Origin of the sequence: Lysobacter enzymogenes (genome assembly GCF_017168095.1) — a bacterium.
Taxonomy (GTDB): domain Bacteria; phylum Pseudomonadota; class Gammaproteobacteria; order Xanthomonadales; family Xanthomonadaceae; genus Lysobacter; species Lysobacter enzymogenes_D.
In genome coordinates this window covers 1-16,306 of the sequence record NZ_LXSD01000654.1, presented here as the reverse complement: position 1 = coordinate 16,306, position 16,306 = coordinate 1, and the positions used below count along the sequence as shown (strand labels likewise).

At 65.6% G+C, this 16,306-nt stretch carries 30 protein-coding genes; 19 read left to right on the top strand and 11 right to left on the bottom strand.

What is annotated here, in order from left to right:
• Positions 1 to 17: 17 nt before the first annotated feature.
• From A7A76_RS24965 to A7A76_RS24925, 9 genes are read right to left on the bottom strand one after another with little or no spacing between them, the layout of a single operon-like run.
• Positions 18 to 521, bottom strand: coding sequence for a hypothetical protein (locus A7A76_RS24965; protein WP_206413856.1), 504 nt, complete (start codon positions 519 to 521; stop codon positions 18 to 20).
• Positions 518 to 694 carry a ribosome modulation factor gene (locus tag A7A76_RS24960; RefSeq protein WP_206413855.1) on the bottom strand — a complete coding sequence of 59 codons (177 nt, stop codon included), beginning with the start codon at positions 692 to 694 and terminating at the stop codon, positions 518 to 520. The genes A7A76_RS24965 and A7A76_RS24960 overlap by 4 nt, the downstream gene beginning before the upstream one ends.
• Positions 691 to 1,104: a hypothetical protein gene (locus A7A76_RS24955; RefSeq protein ID WP_206413854.1), complete on the bottom strand. Its 414-nt coding sequence runs from the start codon at positions 1,102 to 1,104 to the stop codon at positions 691 to 693. Before A7A76_RS24955 ends, A7A76_RS24960 begins: the two co-directional genes overlap by 4 nt.
• Positions 1,104 to 1,442: a hypothetical protein gene (locus tag A7A76_RS24950; RefSeq protein ID WP_206413853.1), complete on the bottom strand. Its 339-nt coding sequence runs from the start codon at positions 1,440 to 1,442 to the stop codon at positions 1,104 to 1,106. The genes A7A76_RS24955 and A7A76_RS24950 overlap by 1 nt, the downstream gene beginning before the upstream one ends.
• Positions 1,442 to 2,080 carry a hypothetical protein gene (locus A7A76_RS24945; RefSeq protein ID WP_206413852.1) on the bottom strand — a complete coding sequence of 213 codons (639 nt, stop codon included), beginning with the start codon at positions 2,078 to 2,080 and terminating at the stop codon, positions 1,442 to 1,444. Before A7A76_RS24945 ends, A7A76_RS24950 begins: the two co-directional genes overlap by 1 nt.
• Positions 2,077 to 2,637 carry a hypothetical protein gene (locus A7A76_RS24940; RefSeq protein WP_206413851.1) on the bottom strand — a complete coding sequence of 187 codons (561 nt, stop codon included), beginning with the start codon at positions 2,635 to 2,637 and terminating at the stop codon, positions 2,077 to 2,079. Before A7A76_RS24940 ends, A7A76_RS24945 begins: the two co-directional genes overlap by 4 nt.
• Positions 2,634 to 4,091 (bottom strand): replicative DNA helicase, encoded by a 1,458-nt coding sequence (gene dnaB / locus A7A76_RS24935; protein WP_206413850.1) that lies wholly within the window; start codon positions 4,089 to 4,091, stop codon positions 2,634 to 2,636. The genes A7A76_RS24940 and dnaB overlap by 4 nt, the downstream gene beginning before the upstream one ends.
• The gene (locus A7A76_RS24930; RefSeq protein WP_206413849.1) at positions 4,088 to 4,864 is read right to left on the bottom strand and encodes a helix-turn-helix domain-containing protein; all 777 of its coding nucleotides are present in this window, start codon (positions 4,862 to 4,864) and stop codon (positions 4,088 to 4,090) included. The genes dnaB and A7A76_RS24930 overlap by 4 nt, the downstream gene beginning before the upstream one ends.
• Before the next feature lie 4 nt (positions 4,865 to 4,868).
• Entirely contained in the window at positions 4,869 to 5,489 is a 621-nt protein-coding gene (locus tag A7A76_RS24925; RefSeq protein ID WP_206413848.1) for a hypothetical protein, read from the bottom strand.
• 151 nt (positions 5,490 to 5,640) lie between these two features.
• On the opposite strand from A7A76_RS24925, the gene A7A76_RS24920 reads away from it, so the two are divergent.
• Positions 5,641 to 5,973: a hypothetical protein gene (locus A7A76_RS24920; protein WP_206413847.1), complete on the top strand. Its 333-nt coding sequence runs from the start codon at positions 5,641 to 5,643 to the stop codon at positions 5,971 to 5,973.
• Positions 5,974 to 6,086: 113 nt separating this feature from the next.
• Here the strand turns inward: A7A76_RS24920 and A7A76_RS24915 are convergent, their stop codons facing one another.
• Entirely contained in the window at positions 6,087 to 6,401 is a 315-nt protein-coding gene (locus A7A76_RS24915) for a YdaS family helix-turn-helix protein (protein ID WP_206413846.1), read from the bottom strand.
• 92 nt (positions 6,402 to 6,493) lie between these two features.
• Here A7A76_RS24915 and A7A76_RS24910 point away from each other — a divergent pair, with 92 nt between their 5' ends.
• Both A7A76_RS24910 and A7A76_RS24905 read left to right on the top strand, forming a co-directional pair.
• The gene (locus tag A7A76_RS24910) at positions 6,494 to 7,174 is read left to right on the top strand and encodes a S24 family peptidase (RefSeq protein WP_206413845.1); all 681 of its coding nucleotides are present in this window, start codon (positions 6,494 to 6,496) and stop codon (positions 7,172 to 7,174) included.
• Between the two features lie 119 nt (positions 7,175 to 7,293).
• On the top strand, positions 7,294 to 8,871 hold the full coding sequence (locus A7A76_RS24905) for an MASE1 domain-containing protein (RefSeq protein ID WP_206413844.1): 1,578 nt from the start codon (positions 7,294 to 7,296) through the stop codon (positions 8,869 to 8,871).
• Here A7A76_RS24905 and A7A76_RS24900 read toward each other — a convergent pair.
• Positions 8,823 to 9,263, bottom strand: coding sequence for a hypothetical protein (locus tag A7A76_RS24900; RefSeq protein WP_206413843.1), 441 nt, complete (start codon positions 9,261 to 9,263; stop codon positions 8,823 to 8,825). The two genes, A7A76_RS24905 and A7A76_RS24900, sit on opposite strands and share 49 nt — an antisense overlap.
• A 178-nt stretch (positions 9,264 to 9,441) precedes the next feature.
• Here A7A76_RS24900 and A7A76_RS24895 point away from each other — a divergent pair, with 178 nt between their 5' ends.
• The 16 genes from A7A76_RS24895 to ssb all read left to right on the top strand — a co-directional run.
• On the top strand, positions 9,442 to 9,813 hold the full coding sequence (locus A7A76_RS24895; protein WP_206413842.1) for a hypothetical protein: 372 nt from the start codon (positions 9,442 to 9,444) through the stop codon (positions 9,811 to 9,813).
• The gene (locus tag A7A76_RS24890) at positions 9,810 to 10,046 is read left to right on the top strand and encodes a hypothetical protein (RefSeq protein WP_206413841.1); all 237 of its coding nucleotides are present in this window, start codon (positions 9,810 to 9,812) and stop codon (positions 10,044 to 10,046) included. The genes A7A76_RS24895 and A7A76_RS24890 overlap by 4 nt, the downstream gene beginning before the upstream one ends.
• Positions 10,043 to 10,270 (top strand): hypothetical protein, encoded by a 228-nt coding sequence (locus tag A7A76_RS24885; protein ID WP_206413840.1) that lies wholly within the window; start codon positions 10,043 to 10,045, stop codon positions 10,268 to 10,270. The genes A7A76_RS24890 and A7A76_RS24885 overlap by 4 nt, the downstream gene beginning before the upstream one ends.
• Positions 10,263 to 10,556, top strand: coding sequence for a hypothetical protein (locus tag A7A76_RS24880; protein WP_206413839.1), 294 nt, complete (start codon positions 10,263 to 10,265; stop codon positions 10,554 to 10,556). The genes A7A76_RS24885 and A7A76_RS24880 overlap by 8 nt, the downstream gene beginning before the upstream one ends.
• Positions 10,549 to 10,758 carry a hypothetical protein gene (locus A7A76_RS24875; RefSeq protein ID WP_206413838.1) on the top strand — a complete coding sequence of 70 codons (210 nt, stop codon included), beginning with the start codon at positions 10,549 to 10,551 and terminating at the stop codon, positions 10,756 to 10,758. Before A7A76_RS24880 ends, A7A76_RS24875 begins: the two co-directional genes overlap by 8 nt.
• Positions 10,755 to 10,967 (top strand): hypothetical protein, encoded by a 213-nt coding sequence (locus tag A7A76_RS24870; RefSeq protein WP_206413837.1) that lies wholly within the window; start codon positions 10,755 to 10,757, stop codon positions 10,965 to 10,967. The genes A7A76_RS24875 and A7A76_RS24870 overlap by 4 nt, the downstream gene beginning before the upstream one ends.
• Positions 10,964 to 11,227, top strand: coding sequence for a hypothetical protein (locus tag A7A76_RS24865; RefSeq protein ID WP_206413836.1), 264 nt, complete (start codon positions 10,964 to 10,966; stop codon positions 11,225 to 11,227). Before A7A76_RS24870 ends, A7A76_RS24865 begins: the two co-directional genes overlap by 4 nt.
• Positions 11,227 to 11,421: a hypothetical protein gene (locus tag A7A76_RS24860; RefSeq protein ID WP_206413835.1), complete on the top strand. Its 195-nt coding sequence runs from the start codon at positions 11,227 to 11,229 to the stop codon at positions 11,419 to 11,421. The genes A7A76_RS24865 and A7A76_RS24860 overlap by 1 nt, the downstream gene beginning before the upstream one ends.
• A 64-nt stretch (positions 11,422 to 11,485) precedes the next feature.
• A complete protein-coding gene (locus A7A76_RS24855) occupies positions 11,486 to 11,710 on the top strand; it encodes a hypothetical protein (RefSeq protein WP_206413834.1) in 225 nt (74 codons plus the stop codon).
• The gene (locus A7A76_RS24850; RefSeq protein ID WP_206413833.1) at positions 11,707 to 11,910 is read left to right on the top strand and encodes a hypothetical protein; all 204 of its coding nucleotides are present in this window, start codon (positions 11,707 to 11,709) and stop codon (positions 11,908 to 11,910) included. The genes A7A76_RS24855 and A7A76_RS24850 overlap by 4 nt, the downstream gene beginning before the upstream one ends.
• Before the next feature lie 111 nt (positions 11,911 to 12,021).
• Positions 12,022 to 12,585 carry a hypothetical protein gene (locus A7A76_RS24845; protein ID WP_206413832.1) on the top strand — a complete coding sequence of 188 codons (564 nt, stop codon included), beginning with the start codon at positions 12,022 to 12,024 and terminating at the stop codon, positions 12,583 to 12,585.
• Positions 12,586 to 12,651: 66 nt separating this feature from the next.
• Positions 12,652 to 12,846 carry a hypothetical protein gene (locus A7A76_RS24840; protein ID WP_206413831.1) on the top strand — a complete coding sequence of 65 codons (195 nt, stop codon included), beginning with the start codon at positions 12,652 to 12,654 and terminating at the stop codon, positions 12,844 to 12,846.
• Between the two features lie 113 nt (positions 12,847 to 12,959).
• Positions 12,960 to 13,217, top strand: a complete 258-nt coding sequence (locus A7A76_RS24835; protein ID WP_206413830.1) for a KTSC domain-containing protein — start codon at positions 12,960 to 12,962, stop codon at positions 13,215 to 13,217.
• Between the two features lie 24 nt (positions 13,218 to 13,241).
• Positions 13,242 to 14,132, top strand: a complete 891-nt coding sequence (gene bet / locus A7A76_RS24830; protein WP_206413829.1) for a phage recombination protein Bet — start codon at positions 13,242 to 13,244, stop codon at positions 14,130 to 14,132.
• Positions 14,129 to 15,904, top strand: coding sequence for a YqaJ viral recombinase family protein (locus A7A76_RS24825; protein WP_206413828.1), 1,776 nt, complete (start codon positions 14,129 to 14,131; stop codon positions 15,902 to 15,904). The genes bet and A7A76_RS24825 overlap by 4 nt, the downstream gene beginning before the upstream one ends.
• A partial coding sequence (gene ssb, locus A7A76_RS24820; RefSeq protein ID WP_206413827.1) for a single-stranded DNA-binding protein occupies positions 15,904 to 16,306 on the top strand: 403 nt, incomplete at its 3' end. The genes A7A76_RS24825 and ssb, both read left to right, overlap by 1 nt.

The window sequence follows — 16,306 nt, the reverse complement described above, 5'->3', positions numbered from 1 at the left end:
AAGATCGTCCGCTCGCTTCATGCCGCCCTCGCCCACCCCTGGGTGCTTTCGTGCCAGCGCGCCAGCAGCAGCGCGTCGGCGCGGCCGTTGTCCTTCTTCCGCTTGAGGTCACCGGCAGCGCGCGGGAAGAGGCGAATGGCCAGCTCCCGGCCAGCGTCCTTCCCCTGCCCCAGCAAGCCGTAATGCCGTTTCCACACCGCGGGGATCGCTCGGCTGTACGGAATGGCCAACGATTCGAGCACGCCGACGATCCGGCCCGTTCCTTCGCCAAAGCGGAAGGCCGAGGTCGCGCCGTCTGTCGGCATCGCACCGACCTTCTCGACGCAGGCGGTGAAGTGCGCGCCCGGATGCGCTTCCCGGACCTGCCGCAGCCAGGCCACCAAGGCGGCGGCGTCGACCTCGCCCCAGTCGCCGACCTTCCTCGTCGGCATGTCCAGGAACGGGCCCGGCTCGCCGTCTATCAGCGGCCAGACGGCCCCCGACAGGCCGGGGTCGATGCCGAACGCAACCCGGAGCGTCATCGGCCGGCGCTCCGCTGCAGGGCGACGAGGTTGTAACCGTGGTCCCAGGCGTCCCGCAGTGACCGCAGTTCGCTGGTGCTGCCGTGTTTGTACGGATTGGCCTCCCTGCTCTTGCCGGCGCGGCGCGCCTGCTGGCCGAGGTCGAGGGCTTGCTGGTATCGCTGTTCGTTCATCGCTGCATGCTCCTGAGTCGTTCGATGAGCCGGTCCTGGTACTGCTGCCAGCCGGCGGTGCCGCGCGCCGCGCCGTCGCCTAAGACCTCAGCGGTCCAGGCGCGGAACTCTCGCGCGTGGTGTTTGAAGCTCGGGCCGAAGCGCGCGCGCATCTGGTCGCGCGTGTGGCCGGGAAGTTGGTCGCCGTCGTGGTGCCAGGCGCCCAGGGCGACGACCTGGTCCTGGCCAAGCTGACGCTGGCCGTGGAGGTCACCGAAATTGACGTGATGAATCTGCGTCGGGCCGCACTGCCGGCCCGTAGGCTGCAGGCCTCGCGCGGCGCGGAACCGGCAGACCAGGCAACCGAGACCGCGGGCCACGTCCTGGTACTGGGCTTGCGCCTTCGTCGCGGTGTCAATGGCTCGGCGCATCAGGCCGCCTCTCCGAATAGCGGCGCCTGGCCAGCGGCGGCCGCGCGCGTGCGCCGGCGCGTCTCGGCGTGGTGCGCCTTGTCGTAGTTCAGATGGCAGCGCTGGCACCAGGCGCGCAGGTTGTCGTCGCCACAGTTTTCGGGGACGTGGTCGAGATGGCCGATGGTCAACACGACTCGGCTGCCGGTATCCGGGTGCGGCTCGTAGTTCGCTGCGCGGCAATCCGGATAGTCCGAACTGCCCTCGCAGCAGTTGCCGGCGCGAGTCAGGATGCGCGGCCGGATCTCGGTGCTCCAGTTCGCCGGGTAGCGGGCGCGGTTCTCGGGTCGGATCGGCATCAGCAGCCCTCCACAGACTGGCCAGTTGCCGGCCCGCCGAGATCACCCGAGAATTGCTCTACCACGTGAACAGGGGAAGTTCTGCTATGGAATTTTGTCCGCTGGAAGCTAATTGGGGAAATATCGCTGATTGGGCCAGTGTCGCCATTACATTTTTTCTTGGCGTAGTCGCTGCACGCCTCACAAGCGCAGCGAACAGGATTGCCAACGAGACTCACGAGGCAAATAGATCGAAGCACGCAAACGAGCTTGAGCAGCTTCAGTACGAACTTTTCAAGCTCTCTTCTGAGGTCGAAAGCAACGCTGATCGAATTGTCTTTTGGGTCCGAAAAGACAAAGACGGGGTTCGACTGAGCGAGTTCCGGCGCGACCTGTTTCGCGACCTTGCAACATTCAAGGAGGAACGTTTGACGGCCCTGTCCACTCGCCTCCCCATCCTTAGCGCTGACGCATTGCGCGCTGTGCAAAGCATGGAAACCCAGCTCAGTTACCTTTTGCCAGCAATCAGGGATGCATACACAGGAACGGAGCTCGGCGAAGCAAGTCTCGATTACATTGAAGGTGGGTGCGCTCGCGTTCACAACGCTGCCCGCGAGGTACAGCGCTCCATAGGCTACGTCGTCTTCGGCGACGATCATTGACCGGCTCCGTTAGTCATCAAAACGTACTCGGTGCGCACCTCATCGGTAAGGCCCGCGACATAGGTCATGTCGATGTGATTCGTGATGCCGCGGAAGAACTCGGCGAACTCGTCCTCTTCCATCTCGTCAAAGGCAAGGCTGCGCGCCACGGTCACCGGCACGCAGCCGACCGGCACGGCCAGGTCTCCGATACGGATGGTGCCCAGGTCGACTTCCTGCTGTTCGCAGCACACGCCGGCTTCGCGCTGCACGCGCTTTATCGCGTCATGCGCGCTCAGCGATTCGAAGCCGTCGACGTTGTCGACTAGCAGGTGGCCCAGCGCATGCGCCAGCCGGTGGAACTTGACGTTACGCGCCTTCTTGAACTCCGCCCGCGCCTGGTCGCCGCGGCGCCAGCCGCGTTCTTTCATCAGCCGTCCGTCGATTGGATGCTGGGTGACGAAGGCGACGCGCTGCTCGCCGGTCTCCAACACCGCGACGGCGACGAACTCGCCGTAGATCGGCCGGCGCGCACGCTTCGCCTTGATCTTCTTTGCAGCCGCCGTCTGCTTCATTGGGCACCTGCCGCGGCGTCCGCCGCCGGGTTGCCGCCCTTGCGACCACCCATACCGCGGCGAGCCGGCTTCTTGCCTTCGGGATCGGCCGGCAACGGCTCAGGCTCCCAGTCGCTTGGGAGGTTCTCGAACCGGAAGCGGTCGCCGCGGTAACGCGCTCGCACTTCCGCGGGCGGGCCATTGCGCTGTAGCGCGACGATGATTTCGGCCGTGCCGCGATAGCGGCTGCCCGGGTTATAGACCTCGTCCCGGTACACGAAGATCACAACGTCAGCGTCCTGCTCGATTGCACCGGAGTCGCGCAGGTCGGCTGGGATCGGCCGCTTGTCGACGCGCTTCTCAAGGTCGCGATTCAACTGCGACAGCAGCAGGATTGGCAGCTTCAGTTCGTGCGCCAGTAGCACCAACTTACGCGTTACCTCGCCAAGGCCTTGAGCGCGGTTGTCGCCGCTGGTCTCGATCAGCTGCAGGTAGTCGATGACCACCAGCGACAGGTCTGGCTGCTTCGCCTTTAGCCGGCGGATCTGCGCGCAGATCGAACCGATACGCGTGCTGCGCGGCCGGGACATGAAGATCTTTGCCCGCTGGATCTTTTTGATCGCCCAGTCGGCACGTCCCCACTCGTGGTCGTCCAGTGTTCCTCTTCTGACCGAATCGGCGGGGATATCTCCCACGGACGAAATCATTCGATCGCCCTGCGATTCAGCTGTCATCTCGAAATTGAAGAACGCAACGGGGCGGTGCAACTCAATGGCCAGATGCTCGGCGATGTTCTGCGCGAGCGTCGTCTTGCCCATCTTCGGCCTGCCCGCAAGGACGTACAGCCCGGGGCTCAGCCCGTTGATGGCCAGGTCAAGGTCATCGATCCCGGTGCCGAGGCCTTGAATCTGTCCGCCGTTGGCGTGACGTTTCGTCAGTCCTTCCCATACGCGAGACATGACCGGCGAGATGGGTTCCAGCTCGCAGGGCTCGCCGACCATTAACGACGAGAACTTCGTCTGTGCGTTGCCGACGAGGTCGATGGTCTCGACCGCGCCTGCAAACGCCTCATTGACGAGGTCGGTTCCGAGCTCGATTACTCGCCGGCGCATGGCCTTGTCGCGGACGATGTCGGCGTAGGCCGAGATGTTCGCCGCCGATGGTGTGGTCGTCGACAACTCGATCAGGTAGGCGCCGTTCGCCACCTGCTCGGCCAAGCCCTGGGCATGGAACCAGTCGCCCAGGATCACCGCGTCAAACGGCTTGCGCCTCTCGGCGTGCTCGCTGATGGCTTCGAAGATCAACTGGTGGTCGCGCCGGTAGAAGTCGCTGGCCGCGATCGTGCCCTCGATGCGCGAGAAGGCGCTGGGCTGCAGCAGCAGTCCACCTAGCACCGCCTGCTCGGCTTCAATGCTCTGCGGCGGCACACGCAACTGCATGAGGTCGCGCGGATCCTGTTCGCCCGGGCGCATCATGCGGCCTCCGCTTCGGCGCTGCCCTGCACGCGGCGCCAGGTCTCACCGACGGTGGTCAGCGCAAAGCCGCCCTGCGGCTGCGACCACCACAGGCGCAGCCAGTTGCCCTTCACCGCGTTGCGGAACACCGCGCGCCAGTCGGCGTACTGCTTCGCCTCGGCGCTGTAGCGGTCTTCGAACGCCAGCCAAGCCAGCGTCAACCACTCGTCGGGAATGCCCGCCTTCTCGGCCCAGGCGTAGATCGGGTCAGTCGCCGGGATGGCGTCGCCCTCGGGGATGGTCTGAATCCAGGTCTTGAAGGCCTGCTTCTTCGCCCTACCCTCTTTGGCGGTTCTTGATGGTTCTTGACGGTTAGTGTCCGCCTGGCGGACAGGTTCGGTTCGCGAGGCGGACAGGTTAGGTCCGCCTGCCGGACCGGTTCGTTTGGCGGACCGGTTCGCCTCGCGGACAGGTTCGGGCTCTAACCTGTCCGCCTGCCGGACCGGTTCGCCTCGCGGACCGGTTCGCCTGCCGGACAGGTCGCGCTCGACGATGACCTGATATCGGGTATGCCGGCCGTTGCTGCGGTCCGCCTCGAGATAGCCCTCCTGCTCGAGCCAGCGGATCGCGTCGATCACTGCTGTCTTCCCGAAGCAGGTTCTGGTGCAGATGTAGGCGAGCGACGGAAAGCAGAAGCCGCGATCGTCGGCATTATCGGCCAGCGAGATCAGCACCGCCTTCTGCGTCGGCGGCATCTGCAAGGGCCAGCACGCAGACATGACCATCGTCGACATGGGCTTATGCCCTCCGCAGCGTCGACACGTTCGACGGCGCCGGCGCGTCGATGACCACGGCCGCAAGCCGTGTGTGCAGTTGCAGCGCTTTGGTCAGCAGGTCGCCGAGTTGCTCCAGCGCCGGGCCGATGTGCTGCAGATCCGACGCGTCAACCTTGCCGTCCGCGAAGATCGGCGCCAGCGCGATGGCGGTCTCGCCCATCTCGGCCAGCAGTTCGCCCAGGTTCGCGGTCTGCTGCGCCGGCGCGGCCGCGGCGCGCGGATCTTGCACCGGCAGGTGGCCGCGGCGTGCGGCCAGATCCTGCTCGCAGTGCTGCCGATACGGCTCCGGCAGGCATTGCACCCAGGCGTCCTCGAGGTCGGCAGGGAACGTGTGGACGATGCCCTGGACTAGGCGATCGATCACCTGGCCGTTGGCTCGCTGCGCCTTCAGCGCCGCATCCATCGTTTCGCCCTGCTCCCGGAGGTTGACGGTGCGCTGGTCCGGTCGCGTGTCGGCGAGGTAGCGCTCAGCCACCGCTTCCGAGAACGGCAGAACCCGCAGCGCCCCGTCGGCGACCGCCTTGCGGGTGTGTCGGAGGATCGTGCGCGAGCGCGGTTCGCCGGGGTGAGAAATGTTCGTCATGGCGGGGTTGCGTCTCTGGTGGTCAGATGCGCTGCATGGACAGCACGCGCATGGATGCGGCTCAGCGCCGCGGGCAGTCAGGGAGGGAGGTCGCAAGGCGATCACGCTGCGGAGCGGTTATGCTCGCGTCGGGCAAAAAGGAATCCCGCGCATGGGCCTCTGGAGCAGGTTCAAAGGGAACTACTGGGACGACGAACTCGTGTCCATCGACTCGGCCAATCAGGCGCATTTCCGCGTGCGCTGGCTCAAGCGTTGGTTCGGCCCAGCCGTCGCCCACTGGCAACGCAACTGGCAGTACTGGCTCAACTGGGGGCTGGCCGCTCTCACCTGCTTCGCAGCAGTGGCAACGCTTTGGCTGCAGCTTGGGAAAGACTGCGACTGCGACGGCAAAAAGCAACAGCGCGAAAAGCACCCCGCTCCCGCAAGCCGCTCCAAAACCGACAAGCCCGCCTCCGCCCTCAAGCCGAGTAAGCCGGCGCTCTAAGGCCTCAAGCCTCGCACGCTCTTCAGGCAGCATCGGGCAGCTCCTCGGCGAAAGCACGCAGGCGCGGCGGCGGGCACGGAACGCCCGCCCCACCGCCGCGCGAAAAGGTGGACTCACGCTGCATCGGGCACCGGGTCGTCTTGATCGATGACGCTCGGCGGACAGGCACCGACAGGGACGCGGTAGTGCGTCGCCAAACCGGTCTCGGGATCCCGGACCCACTCCAGATCCGGGCGCAGCAGTTCGCAGGCCACGCCTGACACCGCCTCGATGTACGGGCAGTGCGCCGGCGCAATCGGCCGCAGGCCAGTTCTCCACTGGCTGACAAGAGCCGCGGAGATGCTCACGTGCGGGGCGATCTGCTTGATGGCGCGGACCAGCGCGGAGGCGCCGCCCTGCGCGTCGACCGCTTGCTGAATGGGGTTCAAGACTAGTTCCAGGTCGTCGGAGACGTCCGGACGATAGCAGCTTTGATAGCACTGCTTCAATACCGATTCGAATGAGCCGTTAGCATTGCTATATGAACGCCAAGGCCAAACTTGACCCCTTTGCAGAGGCATTCGCGCTCGCCGCGGACAACAAAGGCCTAAAAAATGTGGAGATCGCGAATGCGGTCGACACGAGCCAGGCGTTCGTCTCGCAATGGCGGCACGGCCGGCGCGGAATTCCAGCAGACCGAGCGCCCCATGTGGCCCGACTGCTCGGAGTTCGCCCAGAACAGATCAGCGAGGCATACGCGAAGCTGATTGAGTCAGCTGGCCCCAACGAGATCTCGTCGGCCCTGGATGCGAGCGCCGCCGGCGTCCCTCAAGGGCATGTCTCAATCCCGGCGCTCTCCGAACTCACTCGAAACACGAGGCTCCATCGGCTCGTCCTGCCCGAATTTCTTGTTCGGCAGAAGGTTGGCGCAACGCCCATTCAGCGCGTCCGATGGGGCGTCACGCATTCAGATTCAATGGCGCCGCTGATCGAACGCGGTTCCATAGTGTTTATTGACGTGGGAGCCTTGGACCACGCGTCGGTCATCGATGGCGAGACTTACGCTTACACGCTTTGGGATCGACCTGACGTTCGCCGCGTGACGATAAGGAAAGACCACTGGACCGTACGCGGATACGCGAAAGATTCGGAGTTCACGGACCTTGAGGCTCAAGACCTTCCGAGTCTGAAGATTCTAGGGCACGTCGTGGGCTGGCTGTAACGCAATTCGCAATAGCTACCGGCCACCTCCGTCGACTGTTGCTATTTTGGCCAGCAGATCACATTCTGCCCGGCGGTGTTAGCAAACAATGCTATCAACGCTACAGGGGCAGATGCAGGATGCTTTTCGGCCGCAAGGATGCCGCGAATCGAGTACGAATTTTCGAGTCCCTGGCCGTCGCGGTCGGCTACGCCATGTTGTTCATTTTTGCCTGGCGCCTTTCGCAAGACCAGTGGTACCTCCCTGCAGGCCTCCGTGCGGCATCGTTGCTCTTTCTTCCGATGAGGCTTTGGCCAGCCGTCATAATCGGCGACGCTGCTGCGGTTCTCAGCAATCGCATCGGCATGCTGCACAAGTACCCAGCCGAGTGGGTGTTTGGCAGTTCCGTCCTTCTGATGCCGTCGATCTCAGCTGGCGCATGGGCGCTCCGCCAGTACGTAGGCCCGATCGGCGAGAAACTCCACCTGACACCGCTTTACGCGGCCGCCCTGGCGATTTGGATGGGGTTGTCGAACTCGACCGTTAATGTCGTTCTGAATGGTCCGGCTGGAGACATAACTCCCTCATCATTTCTGAAGTTTGCCCTGGGTTACTACCTGGGCATGCTGCTGATTCTTCTGCCCTGCCTGCTCTGGCGCCAACGTCAAACGAGCCTGCTTGTCCCGCAGAACTTCGCGCGGGACTGCATGCTGGCTGGCTCAGTGATTGCCGCGTTGCATTTGATTGCAGTGCTCTGCACCGACGCCGCATCCGATCAACGCGTGAGCTTCTTGTTGCTAATGCTGCTGCCGGCGGTCGCGCTGACTTTTACTCACGGCTGGCGTGGAGCGGCGGCTGGCGTCGTGATGGTCAACCTAGCCATTGGTTTCATCATGCCGAACCCGAATACGGCCGGTGCACACGATGCAGTGGCGTATGTCGCACAACAAGCTCTGGCACTGACGGGCACGATGCTTATCGTACTGGGCTCGGTCATCTCCTCGCACTACGAAAGCGCCAGGCTACTGGGGATCGCCGAGCGCGAGGCACTATCGATCGCGCGCAACAACGTGTTTGCAAACGAGCGCATTCTTCGGAGCAAAGCCGTCGACATTGCCCAAGCGCAGGCCCACATAAACTTCACTCGGCACGAGTTGACCCAGTGGCTTAGAACCCACGGTCATAGTAGAGCTGCCCTTGAGCTCAACTCGTCTGGGCTAGCGCACTCCAAGCTATTCAACAGTCATTTGGCCGCCCTGTATCCGCTAGGCATAGAGGATCTCGGTCTCTATGCGATTCTGCAAACCACAGTCGGAAGTGGATTTCTCGGAAATGGTGCGCAGGTGAAGCTGAAGCTGCGCGGTTACCCGCGCCGCCTAAGTCTTAACCTTCAGCTCGCCGCGTATCGAAGCGTCGCCGACGCAGTGACTATCCTCACCAGCAACGGCGCAGAAGAGATCGTCGTGCGCGCACGCTGCGTCACCTCACGGAAGTCGAATGGCGGAATCGTCCTCTCGGTATCGGGGGCTTCGACGAGCGGCATAGAGACCGAGGCCGCGCGATTAGCGAGCCTCGATCTCCGCGCGAGAGCATTTGCGCTAGGTGGGAACCTTTCGATCACGACGTCCCGCGTGCGCGTCTACCTTGCAGCCGCCCCGGCTGACGCTGACTACTTGGCCGCCGGCGAAAACAGCCAGACCGGGCCCGCGACTGTCTGATACAGCGTCACCGTCAGTTCGCCAGACGCGTACACCACCTTCCCCACCACGCCCACGGGCACGCGGCTCGGGTCGGTCAGCACACGGTCCACATCGTTGCCGACAGGCAGCACCCATGCGGTGTCGCCGATGTAGCCAACGGCGCCTCGTACGACTCCAGCCGAGTCGTTCACCTGGGCGTACCTGATCCCATCACGCTCGAATTTGTACACCTTCCAAACCGAGTCCGTCGCCAAGTTCTGAGCTGCCGGGAACTCCTCCCCAAGACCACGGGCCTTGGGCGCGTTGCCGTCCGAAGGACAGCATGCGAACACTTCCAGAGAAATCAGACACAACCCCGCGCCAACGAGCCCGGCGGCCAAACGGCGGCCGCTCCCCTTCTTTGCTTCCATGTCCATCTCCTTGTCTGAACGGCTAATAAACGCCGAGGCCAGACTTAAAGCAGCGCTATTGATAGCGCTTTAATAGCGCTGCTATCGTCCTTCTCAACGACCGATTTGAGCCTAGCACAGCGATTTGCGGGGCTCTTCGGCCAAAACGCCCAAATCCGTGGGCAGTTGGGAGAGCAGCATGGACGACAGCAATTCGGGCGCCGCCGCGCCGCAGGCCGAGCAGGCCGCCCCCCGCTTCTACTGGAACGGGATCAAGGACGCCAAAGGCGCGAAGCTCCAGCGCGCCTACTACAGCGACATGGGCCCTCGGCCCAGCGTTTCGGGCAAGTACCCGGCGCACACGATCAGCATCTACGCTCGCGACTACGAGAGGTTCAGCGCGCTCGTCCGGTCGCACTTCGTCGTCGAGAACAACAGCGACGGCATGACCGACTACTTCGAAAACGACTCAATCCGGGTCGTTCCGTCGCACCCGCTCTATCCGCAGGTCAAGGCGGCGATGGACGCGCGTTCGGCGCGTGTCGAGCGGCGTAACGGAGGTGGCCGGTGAGCGGCGGGGCGCGCGGGCGCCTCACCGCGGAGCAGACGAACGCCATGTTGGCGGGCCTGCGGCTGCTGCAGCACTTCAACGACTCGACGCTGATCGTCACCGACCGGAGCGGCGCCGCGCGGCACTTCCGCATGGAAGAGATCGCGGAGGTCGCCGACGAGAGCGGCTGCCGTCTGACGAACGGCGAGATCGATGCGCTGTGCGATGCACTGGTCGCGGGAGAGATCGCGTGAGCGCCGGGGCCGTGGACTTCACCGCGCCGGAAGTTGTCTGCGCAGTCCTGCAGCCGCTGTACGACATCGGCGACGTGCGGGAACTCAACGGACCGAGCGGCCGCTGGCTCGCTGCTCTGATCCATCCCCGGGACGCAGGCGATTTGACGGTCCGCGAGGTGCTCGACCTGCTGAAGCAGGTGGACGCGATGTGGGATCGCGAAGTGGGGGGCGGCCATGTCTGAGCCCGCTCCGGACGTGCTGGCGCTGGCTGCGCGAGCCGGCCTCGCCGTCGGCCAGACGGTCAACGTCCTCCTCACCCTTCCCGACGCCGAGCCGATGCGTCGGCGCCTCACACGCGTCGTCGTGCGCCGGATGCACGGCAAGGACTGGCTCTACTGGTACTGGCATCCGACCGGATCGACCCCTTGGGGGACCGCGGACTGCGGTTTCGGCGGGAACGTCATCAACGCTGAATTTCTCGCCGAGTTGCGGGAAATCGCAGGAAGGGAGGCTCGCCGCCATGTCTGAGCCCACTGTGGCTGTGCTGCGCAGGCATCGGACTACGTGCCCTGTGCAGGATTGTGAGTGGTGTGCCGAACTGGATTGCGTCATCGCCGCCGTGGCGGAACTGATCGAGGCGACCCGGCCGGCGATCACCGAGGAAGGCATGGATCAAGCCGAACTCGACCGGCTGCGCGAGGCGTTCGCCCGCGTCGGGGGTGCGGAGTGAGCCGTAACCGCTCCGAAGCCTCCCGCGCGAGACAGCGCCGCGGCCTGATCCGCGATGCGCTTGCCGTTGTCGGCGCGCTCTCCGACTCGCGGCTGCTGCAGCTGGCTCCCGGGATCCCGCCGAGCCAGCACCGCGCCGAACTCCTCACCTTCGCAGAACGCGAGCCGCGCCGCGCGCTGACGGCTTTTGCCAAGGAGACCAACCGTTGAACGCTCTCCTCGCTCCCGGCCTCATGGCCGACATGTTCACGGCTGCGGCCGCGCCGACCGAGATCGTCCGGAACGGCCGCACTTATCGGCTGGTGCCGAAGATGGTCAACGGCCAGCCGCGGTTCTCGATCAGCTGGATCGAGCCCGGCCGCTCAGGCGTCATCGGCGGCTTCTACCTCGACGAGCGGGCCGCACTGGAGCAGATCGGACTCACCGAGCAGGCCCGCGTCGCGCGCGCCGCTCAGGCTGGGAGCCCGTGATGGTCGCGATGATCGAATCGCGCCCGCGCGGCGGCGTCGCGCTCCGCATCGCCGCCGGCGCGGCCGCAGTCGCCAGCCTGGCCGGCGCCATCTTGAGCGCCGACCCGGTCTGGATCGGCGCCGCCGGCCTTCTCTCCGCCGCCGCGGCAATCTGCATGACCGTCCTGGATGGCTGCGGCCATGCCGACCCGTAACCCCCACCTCGTGTCGCGCTTGGCCAAGGCCGGGCGCTGCCCTGTTGCCCGGAAGGAGGAAGCCATGAGCAACGTCATTCCCCTGCACGCCCACCGCATAGCGAAGGGATCCGGCGTGTTCGCCGCCGTCGCTATTGCCGCGACGCGGATGGGCTTCACGCCCGAGGACGCCGAGCGGTTCGCCGCCAGCGCGCGCGCCGCGGTGCTGCGCACGTCCTGCAGTCCGGCCGCGGCCGTCAGCCAGGCCAAGGCCAAGTTGCGCGCCCAATCGCAGGAGCAGCTCGCGTGAGCCTCCCCGACGACTTCATCGCAGGGTTGTTCTGGGGAGTGCTGGTCGGCGTGGCGCTGTTCGCGCTGCTGCTTTGGGGCCTCGACGCGATCGATGGAGGCCGCCGGCGCCGGCGCGATTTGCGCTACCTCGTGCCTCCCACCGCTCGCGGCTCCCACACCCCGCCGGCGCGCAATCCGCCGCCGTCCTCCCTTCCCTGATCGCCGGCGCCGGCCGGCCCACCCTGCGAGGCACCCATGTTCGAGATCCAGAACCACGACGCAGCGCTCACCAACATCAACCAGCGCATCGAGCGCCACGGCGACGAGCGAGTGCTGGCCGTCGACCTGTCCCTGCTGCTGGCCGGCCCCAACACCATCCTGGACGGCATCCACCCCGACCTGCGCGCCTCGCTGTACCGCGCACCGGCGAGCGGCGATCAGGGCGACTTCGTCAACGACCAGAAGGCGAAGGAAAGCGGAATCGACGATGGCCTGGTCGCGCGCCGCATTTCGTGCGTCAGCAGCTTCCCGATCGCGCAGGTGTTCGAGAACTACGAAGTCACCGTGCGCGGCCAGCTGAAGCGCTCCAAGTCGATCAAGTTGATCGACGCGAAGATCAAAGGCTTGGTGGTGCGCGCGCTCGATGGCGGCACGGTCGAAGTCTCCTTGAAGGCCTCCGCCGAGGTCGAGCCCGACGACCTGGCGACGCTTGGCAAGCTCCATCTGATCGGCGACATCCGCCTGACCCTCACGCCGCCCGACTCGGTCAGCGCCGGCGCCGAAGACGATGACGACGAGGAGGACGAAGACGGCGACGAGTCGGACGAACCCCAGCGCCGCGGCGATCTGCTCGAAGAGCAAGAGCGTGAAGAAGAGCGCGCCCGCGCCGCCTGACCAAATTCCGCGCGTCCGCGCGAATAAGCGCCGGCACCGCCGGCAACCATCCCAGGAGAAGAAGCAATGTCCGAAGTGAAGGCAGGCAGGAAGTTCACGCTCAAGACGCGCGGCGCCGGCGGCAGGGTGCTGGACCAGACGAAGGTCACGGTGAAGGAGGTCCGCGCCGCCGGTCGCGGCCACGCGGTGCTCTACATCGCCGACGGCGAGACCACGGTCCAGAGCACGACGATGGGCACCTTCCTGAAGCGCGCGGCCTGACGCGCAGCGACGAACCTCCCCGGCCGACTGCGGCGGCCGCCGGCGCCAGCAACTGAGCGACGGTCCTGACCACTCCCGCGACCGCAGCGCGGGCCCCTTTCCGAGATTCCCTCATGGCCAACATCCCGATGGTCGAGGTCGAGTCGTCGCAGATCCACAGCATCGGCCACGACCCCGAGACGAACACTCTCGCCGTTCGCTTCTACCGCGGCTTCGGTCGCGGCAAAGAACTCGGCCCGCTTTACCACTACGAGAACGTCTCGCCCGACGACTTCGCCCAGTTCCGCGACGCCGAGTCCAAGGGCCGCCACTTCGGCCGCTTCATCAAGCCGTTCTCCCACAAATACCCATACACCCGCGTCGCCGCGTAACTGCGCGCGGCCGACTGGAGCCTCATGAACGCCATCGCTCAAAGCAAACCCTCCGGCGGCGCGCTGGTCACCGCCGAGCAGGCCGAAGCCGTCCGCACTGCGCTCAAGTCGAGCCTTTACCCTGGCGCGTCCGACTCCTCCGTCGATTTGGTGCTGGCCTACTGCCGCGCCGCTGGACTCGACCCGATGCAGAAGCCCGTGCACATCGTGCCGATGTGGGACGGAAAGACGCGGCAAATGCGTGACGTGGTCATGCCCGGCATCGGCCTTTACCGCACGAACGCCGCGCGCACGGGTGAGTACGCCGGTATGAGCAAACCGGTCTTCGGGCCGATGGTCACCGAAAGCCTCGGCGGCCGTGACGTGACCTTCCCCGAGTGGTGCGAGGTCACCGCATATCGGCGACTTCCGTCCGGCCATATCGCCGAGTTCACCGCTCAGGAGTACTGGATCGAGAACTACGCCATCAAAGGTGGCAAGGATCAGGACCAGTCGCCCAATGCGATGTGGTCGAAGCGCGCGCGCGGTCAGCTGGCTAAGTGCGCACAGGCCCAAGCGCTGCGAATGGCCTTCCCGGAAGCCGTCGGCGCGGCGCCCACTGCGGAAGAGATGGAAGGCAAAGAGGTGATCGACAGCACCGCCAGTGTCGTCGCCACGCAGCCGGCCACGCCTCAGTTGCCGCCTCCGTACCCGGAGGAACTCTTCGCGACGAACCTTCCTGTGTGGCGCGCCGCGATCGCTGCCGGCAAGAAGTCGGCCGACGAGATGATCGCCATGGTCGAAACGAAGGGGCGGTTGAACGAGGCGCAGAAGGCTGAGATCCGTCGCGTGGACAAGCCGGCGTCGAACCCCGATTTCCCGCTTCCCGACGACGACGCCAACGCCGATACGCCGACTGCGGAGGATGCGGAATGAAGACCCTGCAGCTGATCCAGGGCACGCCCGAGTGGCATGCCCACCGCGCCGAGCACTACAACGCCAGCGACGCGCCCGCGATGCTCGGCTGCAGTCCCTACACCTCGCGCTCGCAGTTGATCCGTCGAGTGGCGACCGGCATCGGCGCCGAGATCGACGCCGCGACGCAGGCGCGATTCGACGTCGGCCATCACGCCGAGGCCAAGGCGCGCCCGCTGGCCGAAGTGATCGTCGGCGAGGAGCTGTATCCCTGCGTGGGCGTGGCCGAAGCTGGCCCCTACTCCGCCAGCTTCGACGGCCTGACGGTGATGGAGGACGTGGCATTCGAGCACAAGGCGCTGAACGAAACCTTGCGCGCGGCGATGTTCGAGGGCTGCACCGGCGCCGATCTGCCCAAGCCCTACCGCGTGCAGATGGAACAGCAGCTTCTGGTGTCCGGAGCTGCCCGCGTCCTGTTCATGGCCTCCAAATGGGAGGGCGACACCTTCGTCGAGGAACGGCACTGCTGGTACACGCCGGACCCGGCGTTGCGCGCCGAGATCGTGGCTGGCTGGGACCAGTTCGCAGCCGACGTCGCTGCCTACGTAGCCGAACCGGCGGCCGCGCCGGCAGCGGTCGCGCGCGCGCCGGAAGGTCTGCCCGCGCTCTCGGTCGTCGCCCGCGGTCTGGTGGAGCACTCGAATCACGTGGAGTTCCGAGAGAAGGCACTGGCCGCGATCGCCGCAGTTAACCGAGACCTGCAGTCGGACGATGACTTCGCATCGGCCGAGCTCACGATCAAGACCTTCAAGGATGGCGAAGAACTGCTCGAGGCGACTCGCGCCCAGATCCTGGGTCAGATGGCCGACGTAAACGCCGTGATGCAAACCATCGACGACGTGTCGGCCGCGCTGCGCCGCGTGCGCCTGGATCTCGACAAGCTGGTGAAGGCCGAAAAGGAGAGCCGCAAGGCAGAGATCGTCCAGGCCGGCGCGCGCAGCGTGCGGGCGCACTACGACACGATCAACGCGACGATGGGCGAGCACCGAATCCAGCCGCCGCAGTCGCTGATGCTGGATCTGGGCGCGGCGATCAAGGGCAAGCGGACGCTGTCCAGCATGAAGGACGCGGTCGACACCGCCGCCGCCGCGGCGAAGATCGCCGGCAGCCAGCAGGCGGAGCGGGTCCGCGCCTGCGTGCGCGTGCTGGAAATGGAAGTCGGCAACTACGGCTCCCTCTTCCCGGACCGGATCCAGCTTTGCACGTCCAAGCAGCCCGAAGACCTGAGAAACCTTATCGCCGCGCGCATCGGCGAGCAGCAGCAGCGCGACGCCGAGCGTCTTGAGAAGGAACGCGAGCGGATCCGCGCAGAAGAATCCGACGAGGCTGCTCAGCAGCTCATTGCACAGGCGGCCGCCGATTCGTCGCACGGCAACGCAACCGCAGGTGGTGTCCCCGATAGTGGTGAAGTCCCTGATCGCGTCCGGCACATGACCGGCTCCGGGAGCCACGCACAGGGTGCCGGGACGCCTGCGACCGATGACTTGGTAACGGCGGCGGCCGCCCTCTACCTCCCGCGCGCAGACGAGAAGATCAAGCTCGGCGACATCAATTGCTGGATCGCCCCGTTGACGGTCAACGAAGCAGGCCTCGCCGAACTCGGATTCAAGCCTGTGGCTACCCTGCGCTCGGCGAAGCTCTACCGATCCGCGGACCTACCGGCGATTTGCGACGCGCTCATTCGAGTCGTCGCGGCCGCGCCTGCCCGGGCTACGGGCCAGGAGGCTGCCTGATGGCCCGCGGGATCAATAAATGCATCCTGGTCGGCCACCTCGGCAACGACCCTGAGACCAAGTACACCCAGGGCGGCATGGCCGTGACCACGATCAGCTTGGCCACCACCAGCCTGCGCAAGGGTCGCGACGGCAACGCGCAGGAACGTACCGAGTGGCACCGGGTGAAGTTCTTCGGAAAGCTCGCCGAGATCGCCGGCGAGTACCTCCGCAAGGGCAGCCAGGCCTACATCGAGGGCTCGATCCGCTACGACAAGTTCACCGGTCAGGACGGTGTCGAGAAGTACTTCACGGACATCATCGCCGATGAGCTGCAGATGCTCGGCGGCCGGTCGGAGGACGGCGGCAGCCGCGGAGAGCGGCGCACCGGCGGCGGCGCCGGCGGCAGCCGCGGCGGTGCGC

Coding starts and splice junctions, on each gene's coding strand:
- A7A76_RS24965 (WP_206413856.1), bottom strand. CDS start 521: ATGACGCTCCGGGTTGCGTTCGGCATCGACCCCGGCCTGTCGGGGGCC.
- A7A76_RS24960 (WP_206413855.1), bottom strand. CDS start 694: ATGAACGAACAGCGATACCAGCAAGCCCTCGACCTCGGCCAGCAGGCG.
- A7A76_RS24955 (WP_206413854.1), bottom strand. CDS start 1,104: ATGCGCCGAGCCATTGACACCGCGACGAAGGCGCAAGCCCAGTACCAG.
- A7A76_RS24950 (WP_206413853.1), bottom strand. CDS start 1,442: ATGCCGATCCGACCCGAGAACCGCGCCCGCTACCCGGCGAACTGGAGC.
- A7A76_RS24945 (WP_206413852.1), bottom strand. CDS start 2,080: ATGATCGTCGCCGAAGACGACGTAGCCTATGGAGCGCTGTACCTCGCG.
- A7A76_RS24940 (WP_206413851.1), bottom strand. CDS start 2,637: ATGAAGCAGACGGCGGCTGCAAAGAAGATCAAGGCGAAGCGTGCGCGC.
- dnaB (WP_206413850.1), bottom strand. CDS start 4,091: ATGATGCGCCCGGGCGAACAGGATCCGCGCGACCTCATGCAGTTGCGT.
- A7A76_RS24930 (WP_206413849.1), bottom strand. CDS start 4,864: ATGTCGACGATGGTCATGTCTGCGTGCTGGCCCTTGCAGATGCCGCCG.
- A7A76_RS24925 (WP_206413848.1), bottom strand. CDS start 5,489: ATGACGAACATTTCTCACCCCGGCGAACCGCGCTCGCGCACGATCCTC.
- A7A76_RS24920 (WP_206413847.1), top strand. CDS start 5,641: ATGGGCCTCTGGAGCAGGTTCAAAGGGAACTACTGGGACGACGAACTC.
- A7A76_RS24910 (WP_206413845.1), top strand. CDS start 6,494: ATGAACGCCAAGGCCAAACTTGACCCCTTTGCAGAGGCATTCGCGCTC.
- A7A76_RS24905 (WP_206413844.1), top strand. CDS start 7,294: ATGCTTTTCGGCCGCAAGGATGCCGCGAATCGAGTACGAATTTTCGAG.
- A7A76_RS24900 (WP_206413843.1), bottom strand. CDS start 9,263: ATGGAAGCAAAGAAGGGGAGCGGCCGCCGTTTGGCCGCCGGGCTCGTT.
- A7A76_RS24895 (WP_206413842.1), top strand. CDS start 9,442: ATGGACGACAGCAATTCGGGCGCCGCCGCGCCGCAGGCCGAGCAGGCC.
- A7A76_RS24880 (WP_206413839.1), top strand. CDS start 10,263: ATGTCTGAGCCCGCTCCGGACGTGCTGGCGCTGGCTGCGCGAGCCGGC.
- A7A76_RS24875 (WP_206413838.1), top strand. CDS start 10,549: ATGTCTGAGCCCACTGTGGCTGTGCTGCGCAGGCATCGGACTACGTGC.
- A7A76_RS24860 (WP_206413835.1), top strand. CDS start 11,227: ATGGTCGCGATGATCGAATCGCGCCCGCGCGGCGGCGTCGCGCTCCGC.
- A7A76_RS24855 (WP_206413834.1), top strand. CDS start 11,486: ATGAGCAACGTCATTCCCCTGCACGCCCACCGCATAGCGAAGGGATCC.
- A7A76_RS24840 (WP_206413831.1), top strand. CDS start 12,652: ATGTCCGAAGTGAAGGCAGGCAGGAAGTTCACGCTCAAGACGCGCGGC.
- A7A76_RS24835 (WP_206413830.1), top strand. CDS start 12,960: ATGGCCAACATCCCGATGGTCGAGGTCGAGTCGTCGCAGATCCACAGC.
- bet (WP_206413829.1), top strand. CDS start 13,242: ATGAACGCCATCGCTCAAAGCAAACCCTCCGGCGGCGCGCTGGTCACC.
- A7A76_RS24825 (WP_206413828.1), top strand. CDS start 14,129: ATGAAGACCCTGCAGCTGATCCAGGGCACGCCCGAGTGGCATGCCCAC.